Origin of the sequence: Pontibacter sp. HSC-36F09 (genome assembly GCF_024171605.1) — a bacterium.
Taxonomy (GTDB): Bacteria; Bacteroidota; Bacteroidia; order Cytophagales; family Hymenobacteraceae; genus Pontibacter.
Window position 1 is genome coordinate 461,441 of sequence record NZ_JALKAA010000003.1, and the last position, 26,968, is coordinate 488,408.

Here is a 26,968-nt window from a genome sequence, read left to right on the forward strand (position 1 = left end):
TTGCCTTACCTACGATAAAAAACTGATTTAGTCACTCACCATGTCAAAAAAACGCACTTTTAGGCTGCCGGGTACCAGCTTCAGACCTTTCGGTATACCTTCGTGTGAGGCCTTCATGTGTTCTTTGTACCATTCCCTGTAACTAATTTCGTCGGTCCAGGTGGTCATCACCCAAAACTCATTTTCGTTTTCCTGCGGAGTGAAAACCTTCATGCCCAGAAAGCCCTTCTCGTGGTCGACCATGTGCGGTCGGTTTACAAATGCTTCCTTCACATCGGCTGCCATTCCGTTGGCAACCTCAAACTGGCTCATGGCTATATACATAGTTCGTTTTAAATTTGATGGATTGCCCGCCTTCTTACTGCTGAAAAGTGAGGGTGAAGGTGGTTCCTTTGTTTGGTTCGCTTTTGACGTGCACCTGCCCGCCTGAGTTGTCCATGATGCGCTTTACAATATAAAGCCCCATGCCAGTGCCGTCTACGTGGGAGTGGAAGCGTTTGAAGAGCGTAAACATCTTACCCTGGCTTTCTTTACTGATACCGAGTCCATTGTCTTCTATGCTCAACACGAGTTTTTTCCCTTTGTAGCTGCTTTTGATCTTGACATACGGTATGCGTTCCGGAGAACTGTACTTCAGTGCGTTGCTCATCAGATTGTACAGGATACTGTGCAGGTTCTTTTTAGAGAAACTGATATTGGGTGCCTCCGAGAAGTCAGTTTCGATCACCGCCTGTTTACGCGCTGCCTCTTCCCGCAAGCCTTCGTAAATCGTGTTGTAGACTGCTTCGATCTGGAGTGGTTCTGACTCGCCATCCACGTCGCGCTGCACTTTAGCGATATCCGTCAGGTCGCGGATCACATTTTTGAAACGTTTGATAGAGTCTTTGATCATGACAAAGAGCGGATCTGTCGGCTCGCCTGGTAGTGGTTCCGCTTCCTGTATCTGTTCTTCCAGCACCAGCATCAGTCCTTCTATGTTCGCGATAGGCGACTTCAGGTCGTGCGAGGCCGTGTACACGAAGGTGTCCAGGTCGTCGATCACGCGCATCAGGTGCTCGTTGGTTTGCTGCAGTTCCTCCTGTGCCAGTTTCAGGTCCGAAAGGTCTATAAATGAGCCGATCATCCGGTAGGGCATGCTGTACTCATTATACAGAATGTAGGCCCTGTTTGAAACATAGGTATAACTGCCCCCTTTGTGCTGTATGCGGTATTCGGCGTTCCACTGCTTTCTACCGTTGTTGATGGCATCATTCACGCTTCGCTCCACTCCCTTCCTGTCATCGGGGTGCAGTTTTGAGAACCAGCCTTCCAGTCCACCCGACATCTCCTGTTCGTCGAAGCCAAGCATTTTAAAGAGACCATCACTCCACCAGATCTCGTTGGTTGCCAGGTTCCAGTCCCAAACCACGTCGTTGGTAGCCATGGCCACCAGCCTGAACCGTTCTTCGCTTTCTGCCAGCTCACGGGTACGATCCTGCACCAGGCGTTCCAGCTGATTGTTGAGTACGGTTAAATTTTCTTCTGCCTTCTTGAGTTCCTCGTAGGCTTCTAATGTCTGATCCTCGCTGTTTTTTTTGTCATTAATGTTAGCCATGGTAACGGCTATGCCGGTACCCATTTTCACGGCGGCAATCTCGTACCAGGCTTTCTGCTCATTTAAAATGAGTAATTGCTCAATATGCAGTGGTTTGCCAGTTTCCACTACCTGGCAAAACTTCCGGAATAGCCCGGTGTCACGCAAATGAGGTATGGTCGCTGTCACACTTCCATGCATCAGGTTGGCGCTCGACTCACCAAGCATTTCCTCTGCCTTTTTGTTGAGCAGGGTCCAATTGAAGTCCTTGATCTGCTCTTTGTTGTCGCGCACGGCCTGCATGGCCATGATGCTGCTAAGCGAACTGTCGAGCACACCCTGTACCACACTGCTCAGTGTTTTAAGGGTGGTGACATCCACAAAGCTGATCACGACCCCGTCTTTGTTGCCGTCCCGCTTCAGGTAGGGGATGATGCGCATCAGGTAATAGCGCCCATTCTCGGTCTCTACTTCCTGCTCTATTTCCTGCGAGGTATTGTTTACCTGGCGTACATCGTCAAACAGGCGGTCGTACTTAAGTTTGTGCGACAGGTGGTATACCGGTCGCCCGATATCGCCCCCAATGATGTTCATGATCTGCTCTACGGAAGGGGTGTACTTGCGGACTTCCAGGCTGTGGTCTACAAAGATTTGCCCCACATTGGAGCTGCGGAAGTAGTTGTCCAGGTCTTCGTTGAGTTCCTGCAGTTCCTTTATTTTGAGCTGATGCTCGGAGTTAACCGTGTGCAGTTCTTCGTTGAGCGACTGCATTTCCTCGTTCGAGCTTTGCAGTTCCTCGTTGCTCGACATCAGTTCTTCGTTGCTCGACTGCAGTTCTTCATTGGCCGTGCTAAGGTCCTGCACGGTCATCTGCAGGCTTTCGCGTGTCTCGCGCAGATCAGATTCCAGCGTCGTCAGCTGTTGGTAATAGTCGGCGTCTGAGAGGTGTGGCGTCTCACTTAATCTCGGCTGCGGACTCACTTCGCCCATTTCCTGCAGCAAGACCAGGATAAGCGGCGGCTGGCCTTTTTCGAGCGTCACCGGGCGCACAGAGGTATGGATCAGGCGCTCTTTCTTGCCGAACTTCACGGCTACCTGCCGGCCTACCACACTTCGCTTGGTCTTAAGGGCTTTGCGGATGCTCACACTGAGTACAACGGCCAGTTCTTCCGGCACCATTTTGATGAGGTTGAAGTGCAGGCGCTTATCCGGAAACTTGAGGAAGCGGTTGATGTCGCCAATGCCGTGCAGCAGTTGATAGTTTGCGTCCACGTAAAGAGCGGTCACTTTAAAGTCCTCTGCCAGGGCATCCATAAATGCCTCGTTATAGCGGTTCAGCTGCGTGGTCTTAAACTGGCTAGCCTGGCTTTGCTGCATGCTGTTGGTATGGTAGTCGGTAACGCCATAGCTGCGTTGCAGGCTACTGCGGTCTTTCACTTTTCGGAAAATATTCCATTTGCGATTTTCTTCCTCAAAGTATTCCTGCATATCCCCGATGTGCTCGCTGGGGCCGAGCATCAGGTAGCCGCCCATGTTCAGAGCATAAGGAAACAGCGAGAGTACTTTATGCTGCAGGCTCGGGTTGAGGTAGATGAGCATATTCCGACAGGTGATCAGGTCGATCTTGCTGAAAGGCGGATCCTTCTGCAAATCGTGCTGTGCAAAAATCACCATCTTGCGTATCTCATCACTTACGATGTATTTGGTACCTGTCTGCTGAAAGAAACGTTGCAGCCGCGCTTCTGATACCTGCTTACGGATGGTAGCGGCAGGGTAGGCTCCCTTTGAAGCTTTCCGCAGGGCCTGCTGGTCTACGTCGGTCGCAAAGAGTTTGACATCCAGGGGGCGACCCAGTTTATGGGAAGCCTCCTGGAAAAGGATGGCCAGTGAATAGGCTTCCTCGCCTGTGCTACAGGCCGCTATCCATATTTTTATTTGTTCGCCTTCTTCTTTTGATTTCAGAATATCCGGAATCACCTTTGTTTCCAGCAGACGAAACGCCTCCGGGTCGCGGAAGAAGCTGGTTACATTGATGAAAAATTCCTGGCAGAGGATTTTGATCTCAGCCGGATTAGCGTGCAGGTAGTCCAGGTACTCCTGCAGACTGTTCAGTTTGAGGGTTTGCATCCGCTTCTGGATGCGGCGATTCAGCGTGGGCTTTTTGTAATGCGTGAAGTCAACCTGGGTGTGGCTGCACACCAGGTCCAGGATTTCTTTCAGCACGGCCTCATCATCGATTGGCTTTTCCTGTTGCTTACTGTTCTGGATGATATTCTTGACGAGCGGGGTGCGACGCGTGTATTCCATAATCTCGTGCGGAATCTGATCCGGCGGCAGCACAAAGTCTACTTTACCCGTGTCGATGGCGCTGCGGGGCATACCGTCGAATTTTGCGCTTTCCGGGTCCTGCACCACCACCAATCCACCTGCCTCTTTAATAGCACGCACTCCTTTGCTGCCATCCGTACCAGTGCCCGATAACACCACGCCAATGGCATATGGACCGCGGTCCACGGCCAACGACTCAAAAAAGGTGTCTACTGCAAAGTTGGGCTCCCGATTGCGGGGCTTTTCGGTCAGGCGCAATCGTCCGTTCTGCAGGCTCAGCTGCTTGCCACTAGGCAGTACATATACGCAATTGGGCCTTGTAAACGTATTATCTTCTGCTTCGCGCACCTGCATGCTGGTATGCTTGGACAACAACTCGGCCATCAGGCTTTTGTGATCAGGCGAAAGGTGCTGGATGATCACGAAAGAGAAGCTGGAGTTTCCAGGAAAATGGTCGAAAAGCTTGTGAATAGCTTCCAGGCCTCCTGCAGAGGCGCCTATGCCAATCAGGTAATGATCGGCAGGCTTCGGTATTATTTTTTGCTCCTGCTTATTGTCTGCTTGCTGCAACATGCTGTGTTAGCCGTAATAAAGGTAATTCTTTTACTTAGTACTTCTCGCGGATGATCTTGCTAAGCACAGCACTGCGCAGCGCTTCGGCAGCTTCCAGCTCTTCCTGTTTCCAAGGGTGAGAGGTCAGCTGCACGGTTTGCTGGTAAAGCGCAAACGAGTTGCGCGGATGATAGCTCTTTCCGTCCGGTTCCATCCGGATGGCCTGATCAGGATTACCGCTCCAGTTGACGGTGCGTAGCACTTCTCCCCGGAAACACAGGATGTATTCTCCCTGGTCAGGGTTTATGGGCAGCGCCAGCAAACCGCTTGCCTCGTCCTTGTAGTCTTTGCTGTTCGGATAGGCCTGTGGGAGCGAGTTGGTTACGTATGTTTTGTCGGAGCTGTTGCGCCGCAGCCAGGAAGCAAGTTCTTTTAGTTTTGGAACAGGCGGGGTGTTGCCCACTGTGTGAACATTACCTTCATACAGCACAGCCGCACCACCAAGCGACAACAGTTCTACCAGGTTTGGCTTACCGTGCAGAAGTGCCTCGGCAAAAAAATCATGGTTGAAGAGCTGCTCCAGCATCGTGGCGTGCTGTCCGCGCATGTGCGCTTGCATCGTGGCGAGCTGCTCCTTTTCATAAGCGCCCAGCCGTACTGCCGCGATCGTGGACAGCAGTTCCATAGCAGTGCGCTCCTGGTAGCTGGGGTTTTTCGGGGTTTTGTGGTGGCAGGAGATTAATCCCCACAATTTGCCTTCCATAATAAGCGGCACCGACATAGACGCCGAAATGCCCATGTTACCCATGTACTCCAGGTGCACGCCTGCTACGCTGCGCAAGTTGCAGCTGGTCAGGTCGGTAAAGCGCCGTGTAATGGGGTTCAGGATAGGGTGGAGGCGTACCGGTTCGTAGTCGCGGGCAGGTATAAGGCGGTAGGGATTTTTGAAGTAGAGGTCGCGGGCCTGCTTAGGCACATCAGATGCGGGGAACCGAAGCCCCAGCAGATCACTCATGTCCTCCGTTTTGGCCTGGCCGATCACGGTACCGTTCCACTGCTGGTCGAAGCGGTAAACGAGCACCCGGTCAAAGCCTGTAAACAGCTTAAACTCATCGGCTACGATCTGCGCGATCGCCTCGGTGCTGTCGGCTTGTTTGATGCGCGATGTGATGTATTTGATCTGCTGAAAAAAAGTCAGGAAAGATTTGTCATCCTCACGCTGGGCCGGCTCCATTTCAATCAGGATCTGCTCTGCTTCCGGATGCACGGTGGCCGTAAACACTTTGCTGCTTTCTCCTGTTCCGAAGGTCAGCGAGAAGGGGATGTCCACCTGGTCCAGTTCAGACTCCTGTTCCCGTGTGAGTTTCAGCTGCAGGTCAGCCAGCTCTTTTTCGGGCACGAAAGCGGAAAGTGGTTGTTCCAGAATCGTATCGGGCGCAAGACCAAGTAGGGCAACACTGTTTTCACTTACCTGTCTGATGTGTAACGAATTGTCAAGAACCAGCAGCAGGCCGTGAGGTTGTATCAGGTTAATCTGGTGTAGCGGAATGCTCCCGCAGAAGTCAGAATCGTAGTTTTTTTCGCCACCGTTTAGCAGCGCAGATGTTTTATTTTCCATAGTATGCCAAGACCTCTGCCAGGGATGGTAGAGGAACATGAATCTAAGCAATCTTGGAGTCTATATTCTTCTGGCAAAGGGCATCAGGGTGTAAATTAAGTGTTTTTACCCTAAAATCTTGATGAAAGTACTGAATTTTGACGCCTAGGGTTACATCGTAAAGCCGATCATGTGTGATTTTGACGCTGGGGAAAAGCAAAAAGAGACATGCTTTGTTACGCATCTTTTTTGTGGAACTACCTCTTGTTTTCCATGTGCAGTTGCAGTGTTTTGTCTGGACTTTCTATACTAAAGGTCTGCGGAGCAAAGCCAAGACTGCTGACAAGTAAGGTATGGCTGCCTTCTGTGAGCGAGAGTTTGAAATAACCCTTGTCGTCGCTCATAGTTTGCCAGGGACTGCCCTGCACCTGAATGGTAGCGTGTGCTATACCTTGTCCGTTTGCATCCAGCACCTGCCCTTGCAGACTAAATTCGGATGGGACTCTCTGACCGTCGTTGTCAAGGGTGCTTTTACTGACAGGCGGAGCTGGAATGTCAAGCACCAGCGCAGCATCGATCGTGCGGGCCAGCAATTCTTCCGGACTAGGGGGCAGTATTTCGGCCGCATGTATGGCTGCTTTTTCCTGATCGGATGTGCGTGTGTAAGCGTAAAACAGGATAAGGCCCAGCGAACTGAACATCATCAGCACGCCCAATGCCACACGCCAGTCGGCCAGGCTAAGGATTGTTCTGGGACGATGTTTGCGACGCAGGCGGGTGCGCACGCGCTGCCAGATGCGGTAGCGGGCCTGGTTTGTCCGGTCCCGGTCAGCGAGCGACATGCCCGTCAGTATATCCTCGCACATCTCGCAGTCGAGCAGGTGCTTCTCGAGTTCGTAATTGGTAGCCGGCGGCAGCGAACCTTCCTCGTATTGCCGCAGCAGTTCTGTGGAGGGGTGTTCCTCCAGTCCCCATTCGCTTATTTGTATTTTATCGTTGCGCATGGTTTTTTTCAATGTAAATTTTAAGGTTACGGCGCCCGTTCTGTATGTAACTCTTCACCTGTTTAAGGTCGCAGCCGGTTATCTCTTCTATCTCGCGGTAGCTTTTCTGCTGCAGGTAAAACAGCTCGATGCAGGTGCGTTGCTCGGCAGGGAGGTGTACGAGGCCATGTTCGAGCGCTTGCCAGTCGAGGTCGGCCTGCTGTGTTTCGCCTTGCTGCATGGTGTGCTGCTCGCGGGGCAAGGCCTGGCTCACTTTTTCTTTCAGGCGGTTGGTGCGCAGCAGTTGCAGGCAGTGGTTTTTGGTGAGTGAGTGCAGCCAAGATTTAAAGTTGCTCACCTCATGCCGCTTCAGGGCCACGATCAGCTGCTCAAAAACCTGCATGGTGGCATCTTTGCTTTCTTCTTCCTCCCCGAGGTAGCGCAGGCAGATCAGGTATACCATCTCCGTGTGCCGCTCGAAGAGTTTCCCGATCACGTCCAGGTCACCGGTCCGGCGGTATTGCCGTACCAGCTCCAGGTCATCAGTGGAAAGGGATTTCGAGAAGAACTTTAAAAACATAGCGGGTGAAGGCTTAATGTATATTCAATAAAGTAAATATTGTTGAATGCACCATGACTTATTAGGAAGGAATTCACGAAGCAGGGCTTTTGCTTACCGGGTGGCCAGTAAAGCTTTGTCTTCTTCGCGAAGCTCCACCAGGGCATATTTGCGGGTGTCAGTTATCTTGAGCTCGTCGAGTGCGTCCACCAGGTTTTTGAAACGAGAGCTTTTTGTTGCTTTCACCAGCACCACCATATCCGGATTGCTTTTCACCTGCTCGGCCAACAGTACCTGGCGAAGGCCAGTGGTGGAAAGATCCGTTTGCCTTACTTCGGGGGCATCGCCCGGGTAGCCGAAAAAGTAGTATACCTTGTCTGCCTCGTCTAGCACAATGTTCAGGGCATTTTTGCCAGGTATAGGCGTGTCAGGGCCTTGTGCGGTAGGCATGTTGATCTCCATGGTCTGGAGTTTGGCAAACGTAGTGGTAAGCATGAAGAATGTCATCAGCAGGGAGGCAAGGTCCACCATAGGCGTCATGTCCAGGTGAAAGCCTTTGTTGCGTGCGCGTTTTCTACTGCCTTTTGCCGGGTTCTGTTTTTCCTGTACCTGTGCCATGATGCGGCTCCTTTCCGTTTAGGGTTGACGATGCAGACAGGCATTCTGCTGCATTTATATAGTAGATGCAGCAAAGCCCCGGATTCCACACCGCCTTTCCATTTTTTTCTATAACCATACTGCAGCAGCTGTTTGTCGTAAGCAGGACTAGTACATCTTTAACTAAACCTTGGCAATGTTCGAACGACAGGTATACCGCATGACAAAGGCGGGCTCAATCCGCAACCTGGAGCTGCGAAAGGAATCACTTGAGTCACCCGGCCCGGATGAGGTGTGCGTGCAGGTGCTGGCCATCGGGCTCAACTTTGCTGACATCTTTGCCATGCAGGGTCTGTACAGTGCCACCCCAAGCGGCTCGTTTATACCTGGGTTGGAGTTTGCGGGCGAGATCGTGGCTGTGGGAGAGGAGGCTGGCAACTGGCAGATCGGGGACCGGGTGATGGGCGCCACCAAGTTCGGTGGTTACGTTACGCACATCAACAGCCACCACCGCTATGTGTTGCCGCTACCCGGGAGCTGGAGCTTTGAGGAAGGCGCCGGTTTTCTGGTGCAGGGGCTGACGGCCTATTACGCCCTTACCGAACTTGGTAACCTGAAGCCAGGCATGAACGTGCTCATCCACAGCGCGGCCGGTGGGGTGGGGATACTGGCCAACCGCATCTGCCAGAAACTGGGGGCTTATACCATCGGCACCGTGGGCCGGCCTGACAAGGTGGATTTTCTTCGAAAGCATGAGCGCTACGGCGATGTGATTTTGCGGGACAGTGACTTCTATGACAAACTCATGCACAGTCTGCACGGCCGCCCTCTCAACTTGATCATGGAGTGCATCGGCGGACGCATACTTGAGCAGGGCTGGCAGGCACTTGCGCCGATGGGGCGCATGGTGGTCTACGGCAATGCCTCTTTCAGCAGCCATGGCAGCAAGCCGAATTACCCGCGCCTGTTCTGGAAATACCTGCGCCGCCCCAAGATTGACCCGCTCAGGCTGCCCACCGAAAATAAGTCGCTTATGGGCTTTAACCTGATCTACCTCTACGAGCAGACCGACATGATGCACGAATTACTGCAGGGATTGCAGGCCTTGCAACTGGCACCGCAGCATGTGGGGCATACATTTGCGTTCGACGACATGCACGCGGCCATCTGCCTGTTTCAGCAGGGCAAAACTGTGGGCAAAGTGGTGGTGACAGTATAAGCTTCAAAAATACCCACTTCTGGGTATTGAATACCTGAATATGAAGTTGTTATATTTGATTTATACCTGTATGCTGGGTAAATTCGTTGACCTTTAATGGGCCTCCATTATGAATATTCCTGAAGCCATCAAAACGACACTTCGCTTTCGGCAAGTGCCCATGACCACCCACCAGATCGCCTACTTCATTTGCTTCAACCGCTTGCTGAAAGCTTCCGCCGGTTTCCAGGCCATGGTTCAGGCTGTGGAAGAGGCAGTTTACCAGAATCCGGGGTGCTTTATCATCTCCGATGACCTGGTGCACATGAATAACTGGCAGAAAGAAGAGCAGCAGATCGTGGAGAACGTTTTCCGGACCGTGCAGCAGGCAATTGCCCTATTCCGGGAGCTTGTCCAATGTAAGGATTGCTGTAACAACCTGGTACTGGCGCTTGTGCTCTACAAGCGGCTTTCTGATATCGAGCGGAGTCAGCAGCTTGGGGCGCCCATCGTGCCCTACCTCTGGAAATTCGATCGCGTAATTAACGACACCATGCTGTCCGAACTCTCCGCAAGGGTATACGAGGTAATGGATTACATTGAGCGTACCGACGATCGGTTGGCCAATACTTTCCTGTTCGGCAAGGAAGAACTCAACCACATGAACGAACCCGGCAAGCTGGTAAAACTGCAGGAGGTCATGCGCCTGCTGGCCACGCTACAGCTTGACGAAGAGCACGTTCCCACACCACTTTTCCAGGCTATCTTCAGCCAGCTCTTCCGCAATAACATCAAGTACACTGCAAAAGAGCTCTCAGCTGAGGTATAGGGCCCATCCTTAGGCAGTTACTTTTTGTTGCGTGATCTGTCGTGCACTAGCGATACCTTTGGAGGCAGTCTTGCGACGTTTGTAATAATTGCTGAGGCGGCGCAGTTGACCAGTATGCATCCGTTCATTCTGCTCCGGCGGGTGGGGGATGTGGCAAATCGGGCAGACGGGCACTTCGAACTGTTCCTGCATTTCGTCAATCGCGTCTTCCACCTGACGCAAGTAGGCTACAATGGCTAGCGTACCCAGCAGGCCAATGAAAGTGAGAATAGAGGTGATGATCATGGAAACTTCGGCTAAAAGTTGTCATTTAAAGAAAGCAAACCAGCAGCTAAAGGAGCGCGCGATCAGCAATAAGCTCCTATATCTGAAAATTTGATTTCTTTAATTAAAGCGATTTTTCTCAAAAACCGGAGCCCGTTTCCTAATTGTTTCAAACTTCCCTACTCAATCATCGATAGGTACCATATAGCTGTACTTTCTATCAGGCTTGAAAAGCTGCTAAATAATTTTTGCAGTTGATTTTATTATCGTAATTTTACGATGTGTATACCTGAACGGACAGCAGCATGGCACAACCAACCCAACAACCCAAAAAGCAGATTGCCTTTTTTGAAAAATACCTCACCATCTGGGTGATCCTCTGTATTGTGGGCGGCACCCTGATCGGTTATGTGGCCGGAGACCAGATGGAGGTGCTCAGCCAGATGGAGGTATACCAGGTGAATATTCCCATTGCCATCCTGATCTGGCTGATGATCTACCCGATGATGTTGCAGATCGACTTCACTAGCCTCCAGCGCATCGGTCGCAAGCCAACTGGTATCGTACTTACCGTGATCGTGAACTGGCTGATCAAACCTTTTACCATGGCTTTTTTTGCCTGGCTTTTCTTTTCCAACCTATACTCCGCCTTCATCACGCCAGAGCAGGCCGGCGAGTACATAGCAGGTGCCATCATTCTGGGGGCAGCGCCCTGCACGGCTATGGTATTTGTGTGGTCATACCTGAGTGACGGCGACCCGAATTATACTCTCATGCAGGTATCTGTCAATGACCTGATCATCCTAGTGGCCTTCGTGCCGATCGTGGGCCTTTTGTTAGGCATTACGGATGTAACGGTACCCTACGATACGCTGTTTCTGAGCATTGTTATTTATGTGGTGGTACCATTGGTGGCAGGTTTACTGACGAGCCGTACCCTGATCAGATCGAAAGGAGAGGACTGGTTTACGAGAGAGTTCCTGCCCCGGCTCAAGCCTATGAGTGTGCTAGCTCTGTTGCTCACCCTGATCCTGCTTTTCGCCTTCCAGGGCGTGAACATTCTCAGCAATCCGCTCATCATCATCTTTATTTCCATTCCGCTCATACTGCAGACCTACTTCATCTTTTTCCTGGCTTGGTACAGTGGTCGTAAGCTCAGGCTGGGGTATGCGGTTTGCGCGCCGGCGGCTATGGTGGGGGCCAGTAATTTTTTTGAGCTGGCTGTAGCGGTGTCCATCGCGCTTTTCGGCCTTGACAGTCCGGCTGCGCTGGTATGCGTGGTGGGCGTGCTTGTAGAAGTACCGATCATGCTCTCGCTGGTGGCTTTCGCGAACAAAAACAAGTATTAGACTTTATTAATCTGCTTTCACGGGGAAGTTTCTTTTTTCTCTTCTATACCTGCACCATTATTACTAACGAGCAGTTGCTGAACAGGCAGTGCAAAGCCTTTGCCTTTGCTATTGACCGCATCCATCATCGTAATGAGGAGTCCTTCCTTAATTTCTAAGTGTTCGTTGAAGTCGCTGGTCAGAATGTAAGAAAACACCTCGACTTTCAGGGCATCAGCCGTAATTTCGATGAGGCGAACGCGTGCACTGGTTTTTTCTATTTTAGGATGTCCGGAGAGTGTTTCCCGCAGGGAGCGTAACACGGCTTGTATCTGAGGCGGCGTGGTGTCATAGCGCAGTCGAAGGGTAGGGCTGAACAGGAAGCGGTCGCGATGGGCGAAGTTCTCGATTTTCTGCGAAGAAAAATCCCCGTTTGGAATCGTGACTATGGTGCGTTCGGTGGTGCGCAGCCTGGTGGAACGCATCCCGATCTGCTCTACCGTGCCGCTCGTGTCGCCTACCTTGCAATAATCGCCCACCCGGATGGGCTGGTCGGCAATAAGCGTAACGCTTCCGACAAAGTTCTCCACCGTTTTCTGGGCACCCAGCGCCAACGCAATACCGCCTATACCTAGTGCGGCCAAACCTGTGGTCACGTCGAATCCCAGGGTGCTGAGAATGAAAATAACACCGAAAATGACCAGTGCAATCTTGGCGCCGCGTTGCAGGAAAAGTACAATGGAGATGCCCGCCATGTTGTGGCGATCCACCAGGCGGCGCTTACTAAAACTTGTGATCACATCCACCAGGCGCCAGAGCAGCAGCAACACTGCTATCAGGCCTATGATGATGGTTAGCTCACTGAATTGCTGCCGCAACACAAACGAAATGCCCAGTCGCTGGCTCAGGTATACCAACAGGACGGCGGCCAGGTAGAGTCGCACCGGCAACGAGAAGGCGCTGATAAAACCATAAGTCGGCTCGTTGCGGGTTTTGCGCCAAATGTAACCTATCAGATAAATCAATCCTGAAATGATACCCCAGGCGAGGAGATAGGATACAATGCCGATCAGCAGCAAGCCCAGCCAATGGCCTGCCGGTGCGCCTCCCCAGCGGTTTTCTTCCAGAAAGTCAGGCAACGTTTTCTCAACTACGGTTTCGGCGGGAACTTCTTCCTGCAGGGGCACCTTGCTTAATGTTTCGGCTGCTATCAGCCAGATTGGGCCGCCCGCTGGTCCCTCCGTTTTTTCGAGGAGGATGTCAACGTTGCGCTCATCCACGGTAGCCGTACCGATGCGTTCCAGGTTTTGGGGTAGGTTGTCTTCGAGGTCGCCCTCCGGTAGATTGCTGATCCAGGAGCGGGGGAGGGTTTTGCTACGCTGATCCAGCATACGTTGCAGCGCCTGTGCCATGGCGGCGCCGTCCTGTATCGTGTCGTTGGGGCTTGCCAGGTTCAGGTAGAAAGCAGCTCTTGTGTAGTCTCCGTCGGCCACTGCTTTGATGAAACCCGAGATGGTGCCCCGCGGCGTGCGTCTTCCCAGGGAGTCTTCGGGCCAGGTGGGAGCCTCAGCAACCACTGTATCCTGTTCCGTTACTTCTACTTCCTGCGCACGCGTCACACCAGGCAGGGCAAAAAGCAGTAAGACTGCCAGCCAGAACAGGTATGGAATTTTACTGTGCTTTATGGAGTTTAGGAGACGGATTGGTGCAAGGGACATGATGCGTGGCGTGTTGGAGCTCTTTAAAACTGTCAGGTTAACGGATTCTGGCAGACAAAATTCTGTTACATCCTGCAATAACGGCTGCGTTTGTTCCGGGTTGTACGAAATAAGTTCAAGCACCCGAATAGCCTGTAGCACCCAAATCTGAAAAAATAATATTTAAGACCATAAAATTTGGTTTCGGTACAAGAACAGCTAACTTTAATACTGCTATTTCATGTGTTATCGCCATATTATCAAAATTGACTTTTTTATAAATTTACATCATCTAAATCCTACTTTTTTACGCGTAGTATGAACAAAAGAACTTCTACTCTACTTTGCCTGGGCCTCGCTTTTATCACTTTTTCCTGTGAAAAGGAAGTGGATGAGATGGGACTGGCTTCCAGCAGCACCCTGCAATCCACTGCTGTTAAAAACCTGAGCGCATCGGAGCTTGTGCCCTTACAGCCAATGGACGGTCAGGTACCGATACACGAAAATCTGCGCAGCACGTTGATGAGCAATGTCGTGGAGCCCTCTACCTGTAGTCCAACAGCATTTGCTGATGTTCAGAACCGATATTTTGCACCTTTGGCAAATGACCTGATTGGCTTGTTTGGACCGAATGCCCAGGCGATCTATGATACGTACCTCACTTTAGGTCAATATAGTGCCATGATTGACGAATCTACGCAGTACTTTGGTGCCAACGGTGAGTACACCGACCTGATGAACAAGCGCAAGCGGGAGCTGGAGAAGTTCTGGAACATGCCAAACCAGATCCGGTTGAATGGGCAGCACACTGCTACCCTGAACGACAGAGAAAGACTGGCCGATGTGTACGAGCTAATTGGTGTTGGCATTACATCTAGAGAACAAGCCTATGCCATAGCGGACCAGATCCTGTATTTCAACACCTTCTCCAATCAATTGCCGGAGTCTCCTTTCTTAGCTGCTGATGGTTTTGCAACAACTTATAACAACCTGATCGTGATCGGTGATGGGCTGGTGCAAATGCTTGCTGAAACAGGAGTAGAGCAGGACATAGTCTGGACAGGTATACTAGCACATGAGTGGGCGCACCAGGTTCAGTTCAAGAACAACAATGCCTGGTATCCGGCGGGCACTTTCGCCAGTCAGCCTGAGGCCACGCGTTACAAAGAACTGGAGGCCGACTTCCTGGCTGCTTATTACATGACCCACAAGCGCGGTGCTACTTATAACAGCAAGCGTGTGGCGCAGTTCTACGAGTTGTTCTTTGAGATCGGAGACTGTGGATTTAAAAGCGACGGCCACCACGGCACACCAATCCAGCGTATGGCGGCAGCTGAGCTGGGTTTCCGTCTGGCTGCTGATGCCCAGAAGCAGGGTCACATCCTGACTGCGGAGCAGGCACACGCTTATTTCGTGGCGAATTTCAATGGCTTGTTAGTGCAAAATTAGCCGGCCTGTCTTTCCATACTAAAACAGGTATAGCCGTTCGTGCTATACCTGTTTTTTGTTTTCAAACCTTTGGTGAGTTTATGAGGCTATACCTTATACCTTCACCGCTTTCCAGGTGCCGCGCCGGAAAAGCCACCAACTGACCAACGCATGGAACGAGTGGCAAAAGGCAATGGCGAGGAAGATGCCGGTTACCCCAAATCCGAATATTTTAGATAGCAGATAAGCCAGCGGAATTTCGATCAGCCAGAGCACCAGGATATTAATAATGGACGGTGTGCGGGTGTCGCCTGCACCGTTAAAGGCCTGTACCATCACCATACCCAACCCGAAAAAGACGTAGCCCAGCGTAATGATTCGAAGCGCCTCGGAGGCCACCGCAATCACGGCTTTGTCTGTTGCGAAAAAAGCAGCCAGGTACTCACCAAAGAAAAGAAACAGGAGCGTGACGGCCGCCATAAAGATCACGTTATACTTTGCCGTCAGCCATACAGCCAATTCAGCCCGCTTCGCTTTCCGGGCACCCAGATTCTGGCCAACCAGCGTGGCCGCCGCTGAAGAGAGTCCCCAGGCCGGTAGCAGGGCAAACACGATCAGGCGAAAAGCAATGGTATAGCCGGCCAGGGCGCTGCTGCCAAACTCCGCGATAATGCGGGTCAGGAAGATCCAGCTCGCAGAGTCGATCAGGTACTGGCCCATGCCACCCGAAGAAACTGCCAGAATACGCTTGATCATCGCCAGACTAATGACCAGGTTATCGCGGCCGACTTTAAGCAGGTGCTTGCCATTGAGGAGGTGGTAAAGCTGGTAAACGACACCTACGCTTCGGCCGATGGTGGTGGCCCAGGCGGCGCCCTCCAGCCCCAGTCCATCGAAGCTGCCGATGCCGAAAATCAGGAGCGGGTCCAGCACGATGTTGGCGCCGTTGGCGAGCCAGAGTGCCCGCATCGCCAGGTGCGGCTGACCGGCTCCCCGGAAAATTCCGTTGATCAGGAAAAGCATGATGATAACCAGGTTTCCGGCAAAAATGATCTGCGCATAACGGAGCCCGGTTTCGAGCAGAGCGGCATCAGCGCCCATCAGCGTAAGCATATCAGCCGCAAACCAAGTGGCCAGGAGACCCATGAGCAAGGCTAGCACCACACCCGTGACCAGGAGCTGGTAAGTCACGTTGCCTGCTTCATGGTAGTTCTTCTCACCGATTCGGCGTGCAACCAGTGCCGTAGCGGCAATGCTCACGCCCATGCCCACCGAGTAAATCACCATCAGCACCGTTTCGGTGAGGCCGACCGTGGCCAGTGCATTAGGCCCCAACTTTCCGACAAAGAATATATCGACCACGGCGAAGAGCGACTCCATCATCATCTCCAGGATCATGGGCACTGCCAGCAGCACAATACTCGATCGGATGCCCAAGGTCGTAAAGTCTTGCTCCTTGCCTTTCACGGCTGACCAAACGAGCTGCAGAAAGTCTTTCAGGTTGTTCATATGCGGTGATCAGGTATAGCAGGGGTACGGGAGAAGGAAGGAGTGGGGTTAGGGTATAGCGCTAGGCAAGTGCAGGATCGTACACAGGTATAGGTATAGGTATAGGTATAGGTATAGGTATAGCCTCTCTCATATCACACTATGTGCGTAGCTCCCTTGGGTGTCTGACTCAACACCTTTCGCTATACCTGTACCTGCTTCTCAAGAAAGGCTGCTCTGTTAGACGGTCGTGGGTCTGCAAGACGCCGCGGTTTCTCTTAGACGTCAGCTACATCCTATCGCAAAGACCTGAAATATACCTTGAAAGTGGAGCCTTCACCCAACGTGCTTTCCAACCGTATCTCTCCACCCATTTGCTCCACCATGCCTTTCACAATAAATAGCCCAACGCCGGTGCCTGGCACCTCGCTGTGCAGTCTGGTATAGCGCTCGAAAATCGAGTGTTTCTTATCTTCTGCTATACCTAAGCCGTTGTCCCTTACAGTGAGCAGTATGTAGTCGCCAGACATTTCCGTTCGGATGGAGATAACGGGCGCTTTGCCCGGCTTCTGGTATTTAATGGCGTTGTTGAGCAGGTTGTAAACGATGCTCCGGACATTTTTTCGGGAGAAGCTGATTTCTGGCTCCTCAATTTGCGTGTTGATCTGTGCGTTAGTCTCTGCAATCCTGTCCCGGAGGGCGAGCTTGGCGTCTTCGATGATGTTCTCGAAATTCACCCGTTCCGGTGCCTGGGCAAAGCCCGTGTCACTAGCCTGGATGTCGGCCAGATCCTCCACTGTCTGGCGCAGGTTGGCTACAGACTCGCTCAGCATGTCTTTGATTCGCTGGCTGTCTGCCTCGTCCTCCGGCGCTTCCTGCATCAACCTGATCAGCCCTTCTATATTTGAAAGAGGACCTTTGATATCATGGGAGATGGAGTGGATGATGTTTTCATAGTTTCTGTTCAGGCTCTCGTAACCTTTCAGAATCTGAATGCGGTCGTCGATGTCGATAAAGGTGACGATGACCCCATTGGTTCTGTTCTCCTTGCGCACGATGTAGGGCAGGATGTTCATTTGGTACCATCGCTTGTCAGTGGTCTGGATCTCCTTTTCCAGGTCCTTGCTGCTTTCGATCACCTCGGTGATGTTCTCGATGAAAGTAGGGAATCGGATGTTGCTTGAAACGTCCACGATGTGCTTTCCAATATCATCAGAAGTCAGCTTGAAGTGCCGCATGGCAGGGGGCGTGAACTTACGCAGGATCATGTTTGCATCTACGAACAGCTGCGGGATGATCGTGTTATTGAAGTAATTTTCAAGTTCATCATTCAGCTCGATCAATTTGCTGTGCGCCATCCTGTTGTATGTATGATCCATAAATTTTGTGTCTAACTACCTGCCTTCTCCCTATATGTGAGCTTTCTAAGTTCGGCAAAGCCTAAAAAGCAGATAAATGAAAATGACTATACGAAGGAAAATGAAAACGTTTGGATCAAGGGCTCTGAAATTAGATTTGTCGTCATTTATCTTATCATTAGGTCCTTCGTACACCGGTAGAGACAGGCTTCCTAAATTACCTATATCCAAGTGAGGTCGCTCCACGTTATAGTGTTCGATTATCAGTTATAGACTTATAGTTTCACACCCGCATTAGAAAACAATAATTATGAAATGGCAAGGCAGAAGAAAAAGCACCAATATAGAAGACCGTAGAGGTCAGTCAGCAGGCGGTTTCGGAGGTGGCAGGGGCATCAGTCCCATGCTGCTCGTCCCTTTGTTCAAACTCCTTTTCTCGAAAGTAGGACTCATCATAGTGGGGGTTCTGATATTGATCCTGTTTCTGACAGGCACAAACCCCTTAACTCTCCTGCAACAGTTTGTGGGTGGCGACGCGCAGTATGCACAGTCTACCGACTACCAGCCCAGTCCGGAAGAGCAGGCACTGGCCGATCAGACGGCCGTGGTGCTGGCAGATACTGAAGATGTCTGGAACACGATGATACAAGGGTATAGAGAACCCACGTTGGTACTGTTTTCGGATCAGGTAAACTCAGCCTGCGGACTTGCTTCAGCCGCCACCGGTCCCTTTTACTGCCCCGGCGATGAGAAACTGTACATTGACCTGAGCTTTTTCAGCGAAATGGATCGTAAGCTGGGCGCGGAAGGAGACTTTGCACAGGCTTATGTGGTGGGCCACGAAGTGGGGCATCACATCCAGAAACTCACTGGCACCATGGACCAGGTAAACGCCATGCGGGGCCAGCTATCCCAAACTGAATTCAATCAGCTCATGGTGAGGGTAGAGTTACAGGCTGATTTCTATGCCGGCGTGTGGGCACATCATACCCAAAAAGAAAAAGGAATAATGGAGCCCGGCGACCTGGAAGAGGCCCTGAATGCGGCCAGTGCCATCGGCGATGACCGTCTTCAAAAGCAGTCCACCGGTAGAGTGGTACCTGACTCTTTTACCCACGGCACCTCAGCCCAACGCGTCCGCTGGTTTAAAAAAGGCTTCGAAACAGGCGATGTCAATCAGGGCGACACCTTTAACGCTACCGAGTTGTAACACCACAGTATAACAGGTATAGACTGGTCATATAAAAAGCCTCTCCATTTCCGGAGAGGCTTTTTATATGGTTAAATTATCGCAAAGGTTATTTCACCAAGTTATTGTAAAGGCTGTTGATGACCGCTGCCAGTGCCACGTTATACTCATTCACTTCCGGGGCGCTGGTACCATTGGTGATCACCACAAACCCGAACTGCTCCTTTGGCTGAAAGAACATGGCGCTGTAGAGTCCGTAGGCATTGCCGGTGTGACCTACTATGGCCTTCCCCGGAATCAGGTTCTTCTCAGTTTTCAGCGCCAGTCCATAACCATTGTCAGCGATCTTTGATTGCATCTTTTTAGCACTCTTCTTGGAGATGATCCGGGTGCCGTTATACTCGCCCTTGTTCATATGCATGGTCATGTACTTGGCCAGGTCGGTAGCCGATATTTTCATGCCGCCAGTAGGCGAAAAAATAGGCGTGCTGTAGCCCATTTTGTAGTTTCTGATTTCCTGCCGGCGTGGGTTATAGGCTGAGGGAGAAGGGGAGAATCGGCTGGAGTCAGGATTGTATTCATAAAGTGTCACGAAGCGGCTGGCGTCAAGGGAGTCTACATTATAGCCACCGTACAGTCCCAATGGGTCCAGGATGTGGTGCTTTACGTATTGATCGAAGCGCTCGCCAGTCAGTTTCTCCAGTATGGTGCCGGCCATGTTGAAGCCCAGGTTGCAGTACTCATACTTTGTGCCCGGTTCGTAGTCGTTGTAACAGGCCGCCCAGTTCGGGTTTTTAGCTGGGTCGATGGTGTCGAGGGTAAAATAGCCCTGGCTGTCGTTGATGCTGGAGGTATGCGATAGCATCATGCGCAGGGTAATGACCTTATTAGGGTACTTGGGATTCCGTACCTGAAAACCGACCAACTTACTCACATCATCATTTAAAGAGAGCTTACCCGCCTCGATTAATTGCATCAGGGCCGTCACGGTAAAGGACTTGGAGATGGAAGCGATCCTGAAAATGTCGCTGTTAGAGAGCGGCGTCTGGCTTTCAACATCCTTCAAACCAAAGGATCTGTTATAGACAATATCCCCTTTCTTGACTACGACAACTGCCAGCCCGACCATGTCATGCTGCTGCATAATGGCCTGCAGGTCTGCTTCCGTTTTATCATTTTGGGCATGGCTGGGTAGGGTGAAGGTTATGAGCGCAAGCGATGTTAGAGAGACTTTCTTCCAAAGGTTTTTCAGCATAGTTGTCATGGCATGTAATGTATGAGAAGTCTAATATAAGCATCTCTCCCGGAATTCCGTCATTTGCCTGCTTTGTCGGCCAGTGCTTTTTTTGCGTGCCGGGATGTGACAAGGCTAAAATTCGTGGCAGTGCCGCATCCTTTTAAAAATAGTTTTGAACAAAGGTGCTGGCTATTGGTTTTTTCCCTGTTAATCAAGCAATTAAAAATAACACTTATGAAAAAACTAAGCATTTTGTTCTTGTCGGCCCTTTTCCTGTATGGCTGCAACACCAACGAACAAGCCACCGAAAGCGAGGAAGTCGTGACAACGGACACTGAAATGACGACCGGGGATGACGCCATGACCACCGATGAAACTATGGCAACCGACGATGCCACGACTGCAGGTTCGCAGGACATTGTGGCCCTCGCTTCTGAAACTCCGTCACTCTCCACGCTGGTTCAGGCCTTACAGGCAGCTGACCTGGTGGGCGCCTTGCAGGGCGCGGGTCCTTATACCGTTTTTGCTCCAACAAACGAAGCTTTTGCTGCCTTACCAGCCGGAACTCTGGAGAACCTGCTGAAGCCCGAGAACAAGCAGCAACTCGTCGATATTCTGACCTACCACGTGGTGGAAGGAAACGTGAAATCAACCGATCTGTCGAACAACATGTCTGCCAAAACATTGAACAGTGCTGAGCTGAAGGTGATGCTAAATGGCAGCAGTGTGAAGATCAACGACGCCAACGTGACCATGGCAGATGTGGAAGCGTCGAATGGCGTGGTGCACGTGATCGACAAAGTGATGCTGCCGCCAACCAAGTAAGCAGCAGATTACACTTCATTAAAAACGGGCAGGTGCTTTCCCATAGGGCGCCTGCTCTTTTTTTTATTTAATAGTCTATACCTATACCTATCTTCTGTACTTTCTATACCTGGCCCCACCTTGCTCCGGCTGCCTTACATCCTATACCTGGCTTTCCATTAACTTTTTTATCCGGTCTATCGGAAAGCTTCGTGACTTGAGGTACCTTGAGCAGCAACTCTTGTCTGGTGGCAAGAGTATGCATGCAGAACTGAGAACTTAAAAATTAGCAAGGTATGGAGTACAGAAGATTTGGCCGTACAGGCTGGCAGGTGAGTGAAGTGAGTTATGGAATGTGGGGTATGGCCGGCTGGACCGGTTCGGATGACCAGCAGTCGGACCGTTCATTGGACCTGGCCGTGGAAGGCGGCTGCAACTTTTTTGATACCGCCTGGGGCTACGGCAAAGGTAAAAGCGAGCAGATCCTCGGTCGCCTACTCAAACGTCATTCAGACAAGCGTCTATACGTGGCGACCAAGATTCCGCCTAAAAATATGAAGTGGCCGTCGAGAGCAGAATACAAGCTAGAAGACTGTTTTCCTGCCGACCATATCATCTCCTATACTGAAAAAAGCCTGCAGAATCTGGGGGTAGAGACGATCGACCTGCAGCAGTTTCATGTCTGGGAAGACATCTGGGCAGAACAGGAGGAATGGCAGCAGGCTGTGGAGAAGCTGAAAGCCGATGGCAAAATTCAGCACATGGGCGTGAGCGTGAACCGTTGGGAACCTGATAATGTGCTCCAGACCCTGCGCACCGGCCACATCAGCAGCGTGCAGGTCATTTACAACATTTTCGATCAGGCACCGGAAGACAAGCTGTTCCCACTTTGCCGCGAACTGGATATCGCTACCATCGCCCGCGTTCCCTTCGACGAAGGCACCCTCACCGGCACTTTCACAACTGAAACCACATTCCCGAAAGACGACTGGCGCAGCACCTACTTTGTGCCCGAAAACCTGAAAGCCAGCGTGGACCATGCCGACCGACTGAAACCACTTATACCTGCCGGCATGACCATGGCCGAGATGGCTCTGCGCTTTATTCTGAGTAACTCGGATGTGAGTACTACTATACCCGGTATGCGCAAAGCCCCCCACGTGCAAGCCAATCTGCAGGCCAGCGATGGGAAAGGTTTGCCGGAAGAATTACTGAAGACACTGAAGTCGCACCGCTGGGACCGGAAACCTACGGAATGGTCGCAGTAGGCCTCACCATTCCTGTTTTTCTTTTCCCTTCAGGTCGAAAACACGTGAAATGTTAAAGCCGAAATAGATATCGCCGTCAGACCAATAGCCGGTGTTCTGAGAAACAAAGAATTTCTCGACCATGCCCTGCGCATTCGTGAAGATCAGCTGGAAAACGTGTCCGCCTGTCTCGATATCGAATCCAAGGGAAAGACCATTCCGGAAGTCCTGGCGGGTTTGGTCAGAAAGCAGGTAAAAGTATTCCGCGTTGAATGAGGTCCGTTTGGTGATCTTGAAGCGCCCGCCGCCACCTAATGCATACACATTGTTCTCAGCCCGGCGCGTTGGAACGAGGTTGTGATGAACGAGGGTGGGGGACAGTTGGAGTGAGAAACGCTCCGTAAATTTCCTGGCTATAAGCACCTGTTGCGTAAAGGATAAACGGTGCCTGAACTCAAAATTGTTTTCTTCCTCCGGCCATTTCAGCGAACGGACAGCTGCGCTGGAAAAGAGTGTGAGCGTGACTGGCCAGTCCTTTTCCGTTTGTTGCTGCAGCAGTTTATACTTTAGAAACCCGTCAAAGGTCTTTTCCAGGGAGCTCCTTCCGACACCGATGTCTAGCTGATCTGTGATGCCATACTCCAGCCCCAGGCGGATGGTCGCCTGATCGAGTCCAAAAAGCTCATAGGCGCCGCTGTTTAAGGTACCGAACCGGTGGGAGATCAGAAAGAGCAGCACGCCATCGCTGTTCGTTTCTACAGTATGCCCGTTTACCAGGCGCGTTGCCTTAAAGGTACCGGTCACATGGTCAGCGGTTGCACTATCACTGGCTTCCGCTATTTTAAGCAGTTCGTCCTGCGCCTGCACAAAGGCTGTCTGCAGGCAAACCATCACCAGGAGAAACCATTTCTTTATCATATCTAAAGGCTGTTACCAGTTAAGGGAGCATACACGATATCCACTGTTATGTCAATTCGCCTGGCGATGTTATTTCGTACAAGCCGCGGAATCACTATGTCGAACTCCTGGGGCGTGACGGAGAAGGTGGATTTGCCATAAAGTCGCCCCCCTTTTACTTCCAGTGTACCAACGGTGTCGATGGCTTTGTCCTTCCCGTGTATGTTCAGCACGCCTTTTACCCGCACCTGATAGGCCGCTTCCCTGCTTATGTCAACAGTTTCCATGTTAGTTATTTTCCCCTTAAATGTGGCCTTCGGGTATTTGTCCGACTCTACATAATTTTCATTGAAATGCGTTTGCATCAGGGACTTCCGGAACTGAAACTCCTTCATCGGTACCGAAAAGACCATTTCGCCGGTGCTCATATCTATAACAGAAACCACCTTTTTGTTATGGGCTTCAATGTCCTCCAGGGGCGCATCTGAAAAGAACCAGATATGGCCTGTTTTGGTGAAGTAACGCGCTTGAGCCACCACATCAGCAAAAGTGATCAGTACAAGTGCTATAGCCAGGATGAGCTGTTTCATGATGAAAGGTCAGTTGTTCAGGGCGCCATCATTTACCCATTTCTTTATTTTTTCAATGTCACAAGCTGAGAGTTTCGCTGCGCCCTGCGGCATAGGAACGAAGCCCGGTGCATGCGTGATCGCACCGATCAGCCGGCCTTGGTCTACCTTTGCTTTTACACCACTGTAGCTACTCAGCACCACACCGCCCTCAGCGATGTTGACTGCATGGCAGGCGTAACAGTTGGTGGCCAGTATGGGCGCCACACTACCGGAAAAAGTAACCGTGTTTGTGTCGCATTGCTGGGGGGACTGCTGCGGCATCAGATCTTCTTCGTTGTCATCAGCACAGGCCGCAGCAGCCAAAAGGAGAATGCCCAGCAGCATTTTTTTTATTGTAGAAAGAATTCGTGCCATGTGTTCCGTTTGTTTTTCCTTTTCATCTTGATGCCCCCATCACGGAGACTTTTTTCGGATGGTTGCCTCGGGTTAAAATAAAATCGTGCACCTGACTGGCTGAATTGCGTTGTCACATCAATCTTGCGGTTTTGTGCAGGTATAGGGTTTCTGTTCTACCTATTTTGTGCTATATTTCAGCATAGATCGACACGCCTGATTATTTTATAAAAATGAAAAAGACCCCGGCAGCAGTTTTACTTGCCCTCTTTATCCTGCTTTACAACACCTCTTATGCGCAGGAAATCAGTAAAAATTTCGACCCCAAGAAGCTCCAGCTGAGCTATGAAATAGCGGACGGGAAGTACGAGAGCAAGCCGCAAACGCTGGCGGTCCTCACCCTCACCAATGCAGGTGAAACGCCTCTGCCGGCCAGCGGGTGGACCTTGTATTTCCATTCTTTCCCAACTCTCAAACCCAAAGCAGAAAATGCCCCTGTCAAGGTAGAGCATGTGAACGGTGACCTACGCTACATGGCACCGACAGCTGCCTTCAAGGAGTTGGCACCGGGGGCTTCGGTACGTCTGGAGTTTGTTTCAGGCGGGCTGGTGGTGAACGAGTCCAGAACACCACATGGCTTTTACCTGGTGTGGGACCATGACAAATCGATAGGACATGCGACTGCGCAGATCAACGTGAAAAAGCCGGACCAGCCTTGGGTAGACTGGCTGCAGGCGAAAGATGTCTATGAGCAAAACAAAGTGATCACCGACATCCCCGAGGAGAAGCTAACCAAAGTATTCCCGACGCCGGCCGTTTACCACGAAACCGGAAAGCCCTTTACCATGACCGCCGCTATACCTATTGTAACGGATGCTGCTTTCATGCGCGAGGCTACTATGCTGGCAGACCACCTGGGCACTGTCTTCGGAAAGAAGCCGGTGATCAGTATGCTGGGCACAGGCAAAGCGATCCGCCTGCAGCAGAAAAAAGGGCTGGGGCCGGAAGCCTACGAACTGCAGGTGAGTCCGCAGGAAGTGGTTATCAACGCCTCCACGCCGGTTGGTGCTTTTTATGGTACCCAATCGCTTAAGACGCTGATCCCGGCGGCAGCACTAACTAAAAAGCAAAGTTCTGTTTCTCTAACTGGCGTGCGGGTGTCGGATAATCCTCGATTCGGACACAGGGCCTTTATGATGGATGTGGCCAGGAACTTTCAGTCAAAGGAACAGGTGCTGAAGGTTCTGGATCTGATGGCACTCTACAAACTGAACGTGCTTCATTTTCACCTGAACGATGACGAAGGCTGGCGCCTGGAGATTCCGGGTCTGCCGGAACTGACAGCAGTGGGCAGCAGACGCGGCCATACAGTAGACGGGAAGGATCATCTGCAGCCATCGTATGGATCAGGTCCGGAGGCTGACAAAACAAGCGGCAGCGGACACTACACCAAAGCCGACTTTATCGAGATTCTGAAGTATGCGACGGAGCGTCACATCAAGGTGATTCCTGAGATCGAAACACCGGGGCATGCCCGGGCAGCGATCAGATCGATGGATGCCCGTTATGCCCGTCTGATGGAGGAGGTGAAACCTGAAGAAGCAAAACGCTACCTGCTCCGCGACCTGGAAGATAAATCGGTGTATCGCTCTGTACAGAACTGGAACGATAACGTGATCAATGTAGCGCTGCCTTCTACCTATACCTTCCTCGAAAAGGTGGTAGACGAAATCCTGGCCATGTACAAGGAAGCTGGTGCCCCGATCCAGACCATCCACATGGGCGGCGACGAAGTGCCGAATGGCGTGTGGGAGAAATCTCCAGCAGTAGACGCTTTGATAGCGGCAAACCCATCGATAAAGGGTAAATACGATCTTTGGGACTACTTCTTCGGCAAGCTGAACGACTTGCTCAATGCCCGCAACCTATACCTGTCGGGTTGGGAAGAAATCGGCTTGACAAGGGTAGAGCAGAACGGGAAGAAAGTGTATGTGCCCAACCAGGATTTCAAGGACAAGAACTTTCATGTGGATGTATGGAACAACCTGTGGGGCGCAGAGGACCTGGCCTACCGCATGGCCAATGCCGGATACAAGGTGGTGCTCACCAATGCCTCTAACCTATACCTGGATCTGACTTACCAGAAAGCCTACGAAGAGCCCGGATTGTATTGGGCAGGCTACCTGGATCTGGACAAGCCTTTCTACTTCATTCCGTTCGACTACATGAAGAACCAGAAAGTGGACACAGACAATAAGCCGATCAATCCCGCAGTAGTGTTTAAAGGAAAAGAACGACTGACCGCCTATGGCCGGACGAACATTGTGGGCCTGCAGGCGCCGCTTTGGTCCGAGATGATCAAAACCCCGGAGCGACTGGAGTACATGTTGCTGCCCAAACTATTAGGTTTGGCGGAGAGAGCCTGGGCACCCGACCCGGCCTGGGCAACAGAGCCGGATGCTGCCAAAGCGGAAACTGCTTACAACGAGGCTTGGTCTGCCTTTGTGAATGTACTGGGCAAACGGGAGCTACCGCGTTTGAGCCATTATGCCGGCGGCTTTCAATACCGCATCCCGACACCAGGGGCTGTCCTAGAAAATGGAAAAGTACTGGCTAATGTGCAGTTGCCTGGCTTTGTCATCCGCTATACCACAGACGGTTCGGAGCCAACCGAAAAGAGCAAGTTGTATAAGGGCCCGGTCAGCGCAAAAGGGGAGGTGAAGCTGAAAGTGTTTAGTCCCTCCGGACAATCTGGCCGTGTCGTGACAGTTTCAAATAAGGCGAGTTGAGGCGGGTGTAAAAGAGTAGCTGCAGACCTTGGTGCCAGCATAAAAACAAAAAGCCTTTCCG

General features: G+C 51.4%; 22 protein-coding genes. 8 read left to right on the plus strand and 14 right to left on the minus strand.

What is annotated here, in order from left to right:
* Positions 1–27: 27 nt before the first annotated feature.
* The 6 genes from L1278_RS11880 to L1278_RS11905 form a co-directional block, all read right to left on the minus strand.
* The gene (locus L1278_RS11880) at positions 28–324 is read right to left on the minus strand and encodes an antibiotic biosynthesis monooxygenase (RefSeq protein WP_253404453.1); all 297 of its coding nucleotides are present in this window, start codon (positions 322–324) and stop codon (positions 28–30) included.
* Positions 325–358: 34 nt separating this feature from the next.
* Entirely contained in the window at positions 359–4,474 is a 4,116-nt protein-coding gene (locus tag L1278_RS11885) for a chemotaxis protein CheB (RefSeq protein WP_253404460.1), read from the minus strand.
* Positions 4,475–4,508: 34 nt separating this feature from the next.
* On the minus strand, positions 4,509–6,071 hold the full coding sequence (locus L1278_RS11890; RefSeq protein WP_253404462.1) for a GAF domain-containing protein: 1,563 nt from the start codon (positions 6,069–6,071) through the stop codon (positions 4,509–4,511).
* 236 nt (positions 6,072–6,307) lie between these two features.
* Complete coding sequence (locus tag L1278_RS11895; RefSeq protein ID WP_253404470.1) at positions 6,308–7,054, minus strand: carboxypeptidase-like regulatory domain-containing protein; 747 nt, start codon at positions 7,052–7,054, stop codon at positions 6,308–6,310.
* Positions 7,041–7,613, minus strand: coding sequence for an RNA polymerase sigma factor (locus L1278_RS11900; RefSeq protein WP_253404472.1), 573 nt, complete (start codon positions 7,611–7,613; stop codon positions 7,041–7,043). Before L1278_RS11900 ends, L1278_RS11895 begins: the two co-directional genes overlap by 14 nt.
* A 93-nt stretch (positions 7,614–7,706) precedes the next feature.
* Complete coding sequence (locus L1278_RS11905) at positions 7,707–8,210, minus strand: biopolymer transporter ExbD (RefSeq protein ID WP_253404474.1); 504 nt, start codon at positions 8,208–8,210, stop codon at positions 7,707–7,709.
* A 175-nt stretch (positions 8,211–8,385) separates the two neighbouring features.
* Here L1278_RS11905 and L1278_RS11910 point away from each other — a divergent pair, with 175 nt between their 5' ends.
* Both L1278_RS11910 and L1278_RS11915 read left to right on the plus strand, forming a co-directional pair.
* Positions 8,386–9,408, plus strand: a complete 1,023-nt coding sequence (locus L1278_RS11910) for an alcohol dehydrogenase catalytic domain-containing protein (protein ID WP_253405055.1) — start codon at positions 8,386–8,388, stop codon at positions 9,406–9,408.
* A 109-nt stretch (positions 9,409–9,517) separates the two neighbouring features.
* Entirely contained in the window at positions 9,518–10,216 is a 699-nt protein-coding gene (locus tag L1278_RS11915) for a hypothetical protein (RefSeq protein ID WP_253404476.1), read from the plus strand.
* A 9-nt stretch (positions 10,217–10,225) separates the two neighbouring features.
* On the opposite strand, the gene L1278_RS11920 is transcribed toward L1278_RS11915, so the two are convergent.
* Positions 10,226–10,501, minus strand: coding sequence for a hypothetical protein (locus L1278_RS11920; RefSeq protein WP_253404478.1), 276 nt, complete (start codon positions 10,499–10,501; stop codon positions 10,226–10,228).
* Positions 10,502–10,785: 284 nt separating this feature from the next.
* On the opposite strand from L1278_RS11920, the gene arsB reads away from it, so the two are divergent.
* Positions 10,786–11,829, plus strand: a complete 1,044-nt coding sequence (gene arsB, locus L1278_RS11925) for an ACR3 family arsenite efflux transporter (protein ID WP_253404480.1) — start codon at positions 10,786–10,788, stop codon at positions 11,827–11,829.
* Positions 11,830–11,846: 17 nt separating this feature from the next.
* Here arsB and L1278_RS11930 read toward each other — a convergent pair whose 3' ends face one another.
* A complete protein-coding gene (locus L1278_RS11930; protein WP_253404482.1) occupies positions 11,847–13,526 on the minus strand; it encodes a mechanosensitive ion channel family protein in 1,680 nt (559 codons plus the stop codon).
* Positions 13,527–13,823: 297 nt separating this feature from the next.
* Between L1278_RS11930 and L1278_RS11935 the strand changes: the two genes are divergently transcribed.
* Positions 13,824–14,954 (plus strand): hypothetical protein, encoded by a 1,131-nt coding sequence (locus L1278_RS11935; protein ID WP_253404484.1) that lies wholly within the window; start codon positions 13,824–13,826, stop codon positions 14,952–14,954.
* Positions 14,955–15,047: 93 nt separating this feature from the next.
* Here L1278_RS11935 and L1278_RS11940 read toward each other — a convergent pair whose 3' ends face one another.
* On the minus strand, positions 15,048–16,442 hold the full coding sequence (locus L1278_RS11940; protein ID WP_253404486.1) for an MATE family efflux transporter: 1,395 nt from the start codon (positions 16,440–16,442) through the stop codon (positions 15,048–15,050).
* A 275-nt stretch (positions 16,443–16,717) separates the two neighbouring features.
* Positions 16,718–17,800, minus strand: a complete 1,083-nt coding sequence (locus tag L1278_RS11945) for an ATP-binding protein (RefSeq protein WP_253404488.1) — start codon at positions 17,798–17,800, stop codon at positions 16,718–16,720.
* Between the two features lie 289 nt (positions 17,801–18,089).
* On the opposite strand from L1278_RS11945, the gene L1278_RS11950 reads away from it, so the two are divergent.
* Complete coding sequence (locus L1278_RS11950; protein WP_253404490.1) at positions 18,090–18,989, plus strand: neutral zinc metallopeptidase; 900 nt, start codon at positions 18,090–18,092, stop codon at positions 18,987–18,989.
* An 88-nt stretch (positions 18,990–19,077) separates the two neighbouring features.
* Here L1278_RS11950 and L1278_RS11955 read toward each other — a convergent pair whose 3' ends face one another.
* Positions 19,078–20,223: a serine hydrolase gene (locus L1278_RS11955; RefSeq protein ID WP_253404492.1), complete on the minus strand. Its 1,146-nt coding sequence runs from the start codon at positions 20,221–20,223 to the stop codon at positions 19,078–19,080.
* 216 nt (positions 20,224–20,439) lie between these two features.
* Here L1278_RS11955 and L1278_RS11960 point away from each other — a divergent pair, with 216 nt between their 5' ends.
* Both L1278_RS11960 and L1278_RS11965 read left to right on the plus strand, forming a co-directional pair.
* Positions 20,440–21,030, plus strand: coding sequence for a fasciclin domain-containing protein (locus L1278_RS11960; RefSeq protein ID WP_253404494.1), 591 nt, complete (start codon positions 20,440–20,442; stop codon positions 21,028–21,030).
* A 275-nt stretch (positions 21,031–21,305) separates the two neighbouring features.
* The gene (locus L1278_RS11965) at positions 21,306–22,277 is read left to right on the plus strand and encodes an aldo/keto reductase (RefSeq protein ID WP_253404496.1); all 972 of its coding nucleotides are present in this window, start codon (positions 21,306–21,308) and stop codon (positions 22,275–22,277) included.
* 3 nt (positions 22,278–22,280) lie between these two features.
* Here the strand turns inward: L1278_RS11965 and L1278_RS11970 are convergent, their stop codons facing one another.
* Genes L1278_RS11970 through L1278_RS11980 form a run of 3 tightly spaced genes read right to left on the minus strand, consistent with a single transcriptional unit; the run spans position 22,281 to position 24,139 of the window.
* Positions 22,281–23,174, minus strand: coding sequence for a DUF5777 family beta-barrel protein (locus L1278_RS11970; protein ID WP_253404498.1), 894 nt, complete (start codon positions 23,172–23,174; stop codon positions 22,281–22,283).
* 2 nt (positions 23,175–23,176) lie between these two features.
* Entirely contained in the window at positions 23,177–23,743 is a 567-nt protein-coding gene (locus tag L1278_RS11975) for a YceI family protein (protein ID WP_253404500.1), read from the minus strand.
* A 9-nt stretch (positions 23,744–23,752) separates the two neighbouring features.
* Positions 23,753–24,139 (minus strand): hypothetical protein, encoded by a 387-nt coding sequence (locus L1278_RS11980; RefSeq protein WP_253404502.1) that lies wholly within the window; start codon positions 24,137–24,139, stop codon positions 23,753–23,755.
* 212 nt (positions 24,140–24,351) lie between these two features.
* On the opposite strand from L1278_RS11980, the gene L1278_RS11985 reads away from it, so the two are divergent.
* Positions 24,352–26,907 (plus strand): family 20 glycosylhydrolase, encoded by a 2,556-nt coding sequence (locus tag L1278_RS11985; protein ID WP_253404504.1) that lies wholly within the window; start codon positions 24,352–24,354, stop codon positions 26,905–26,907.
* Positions 26,908–26,968: the final 61 nt, after the last annotated feature.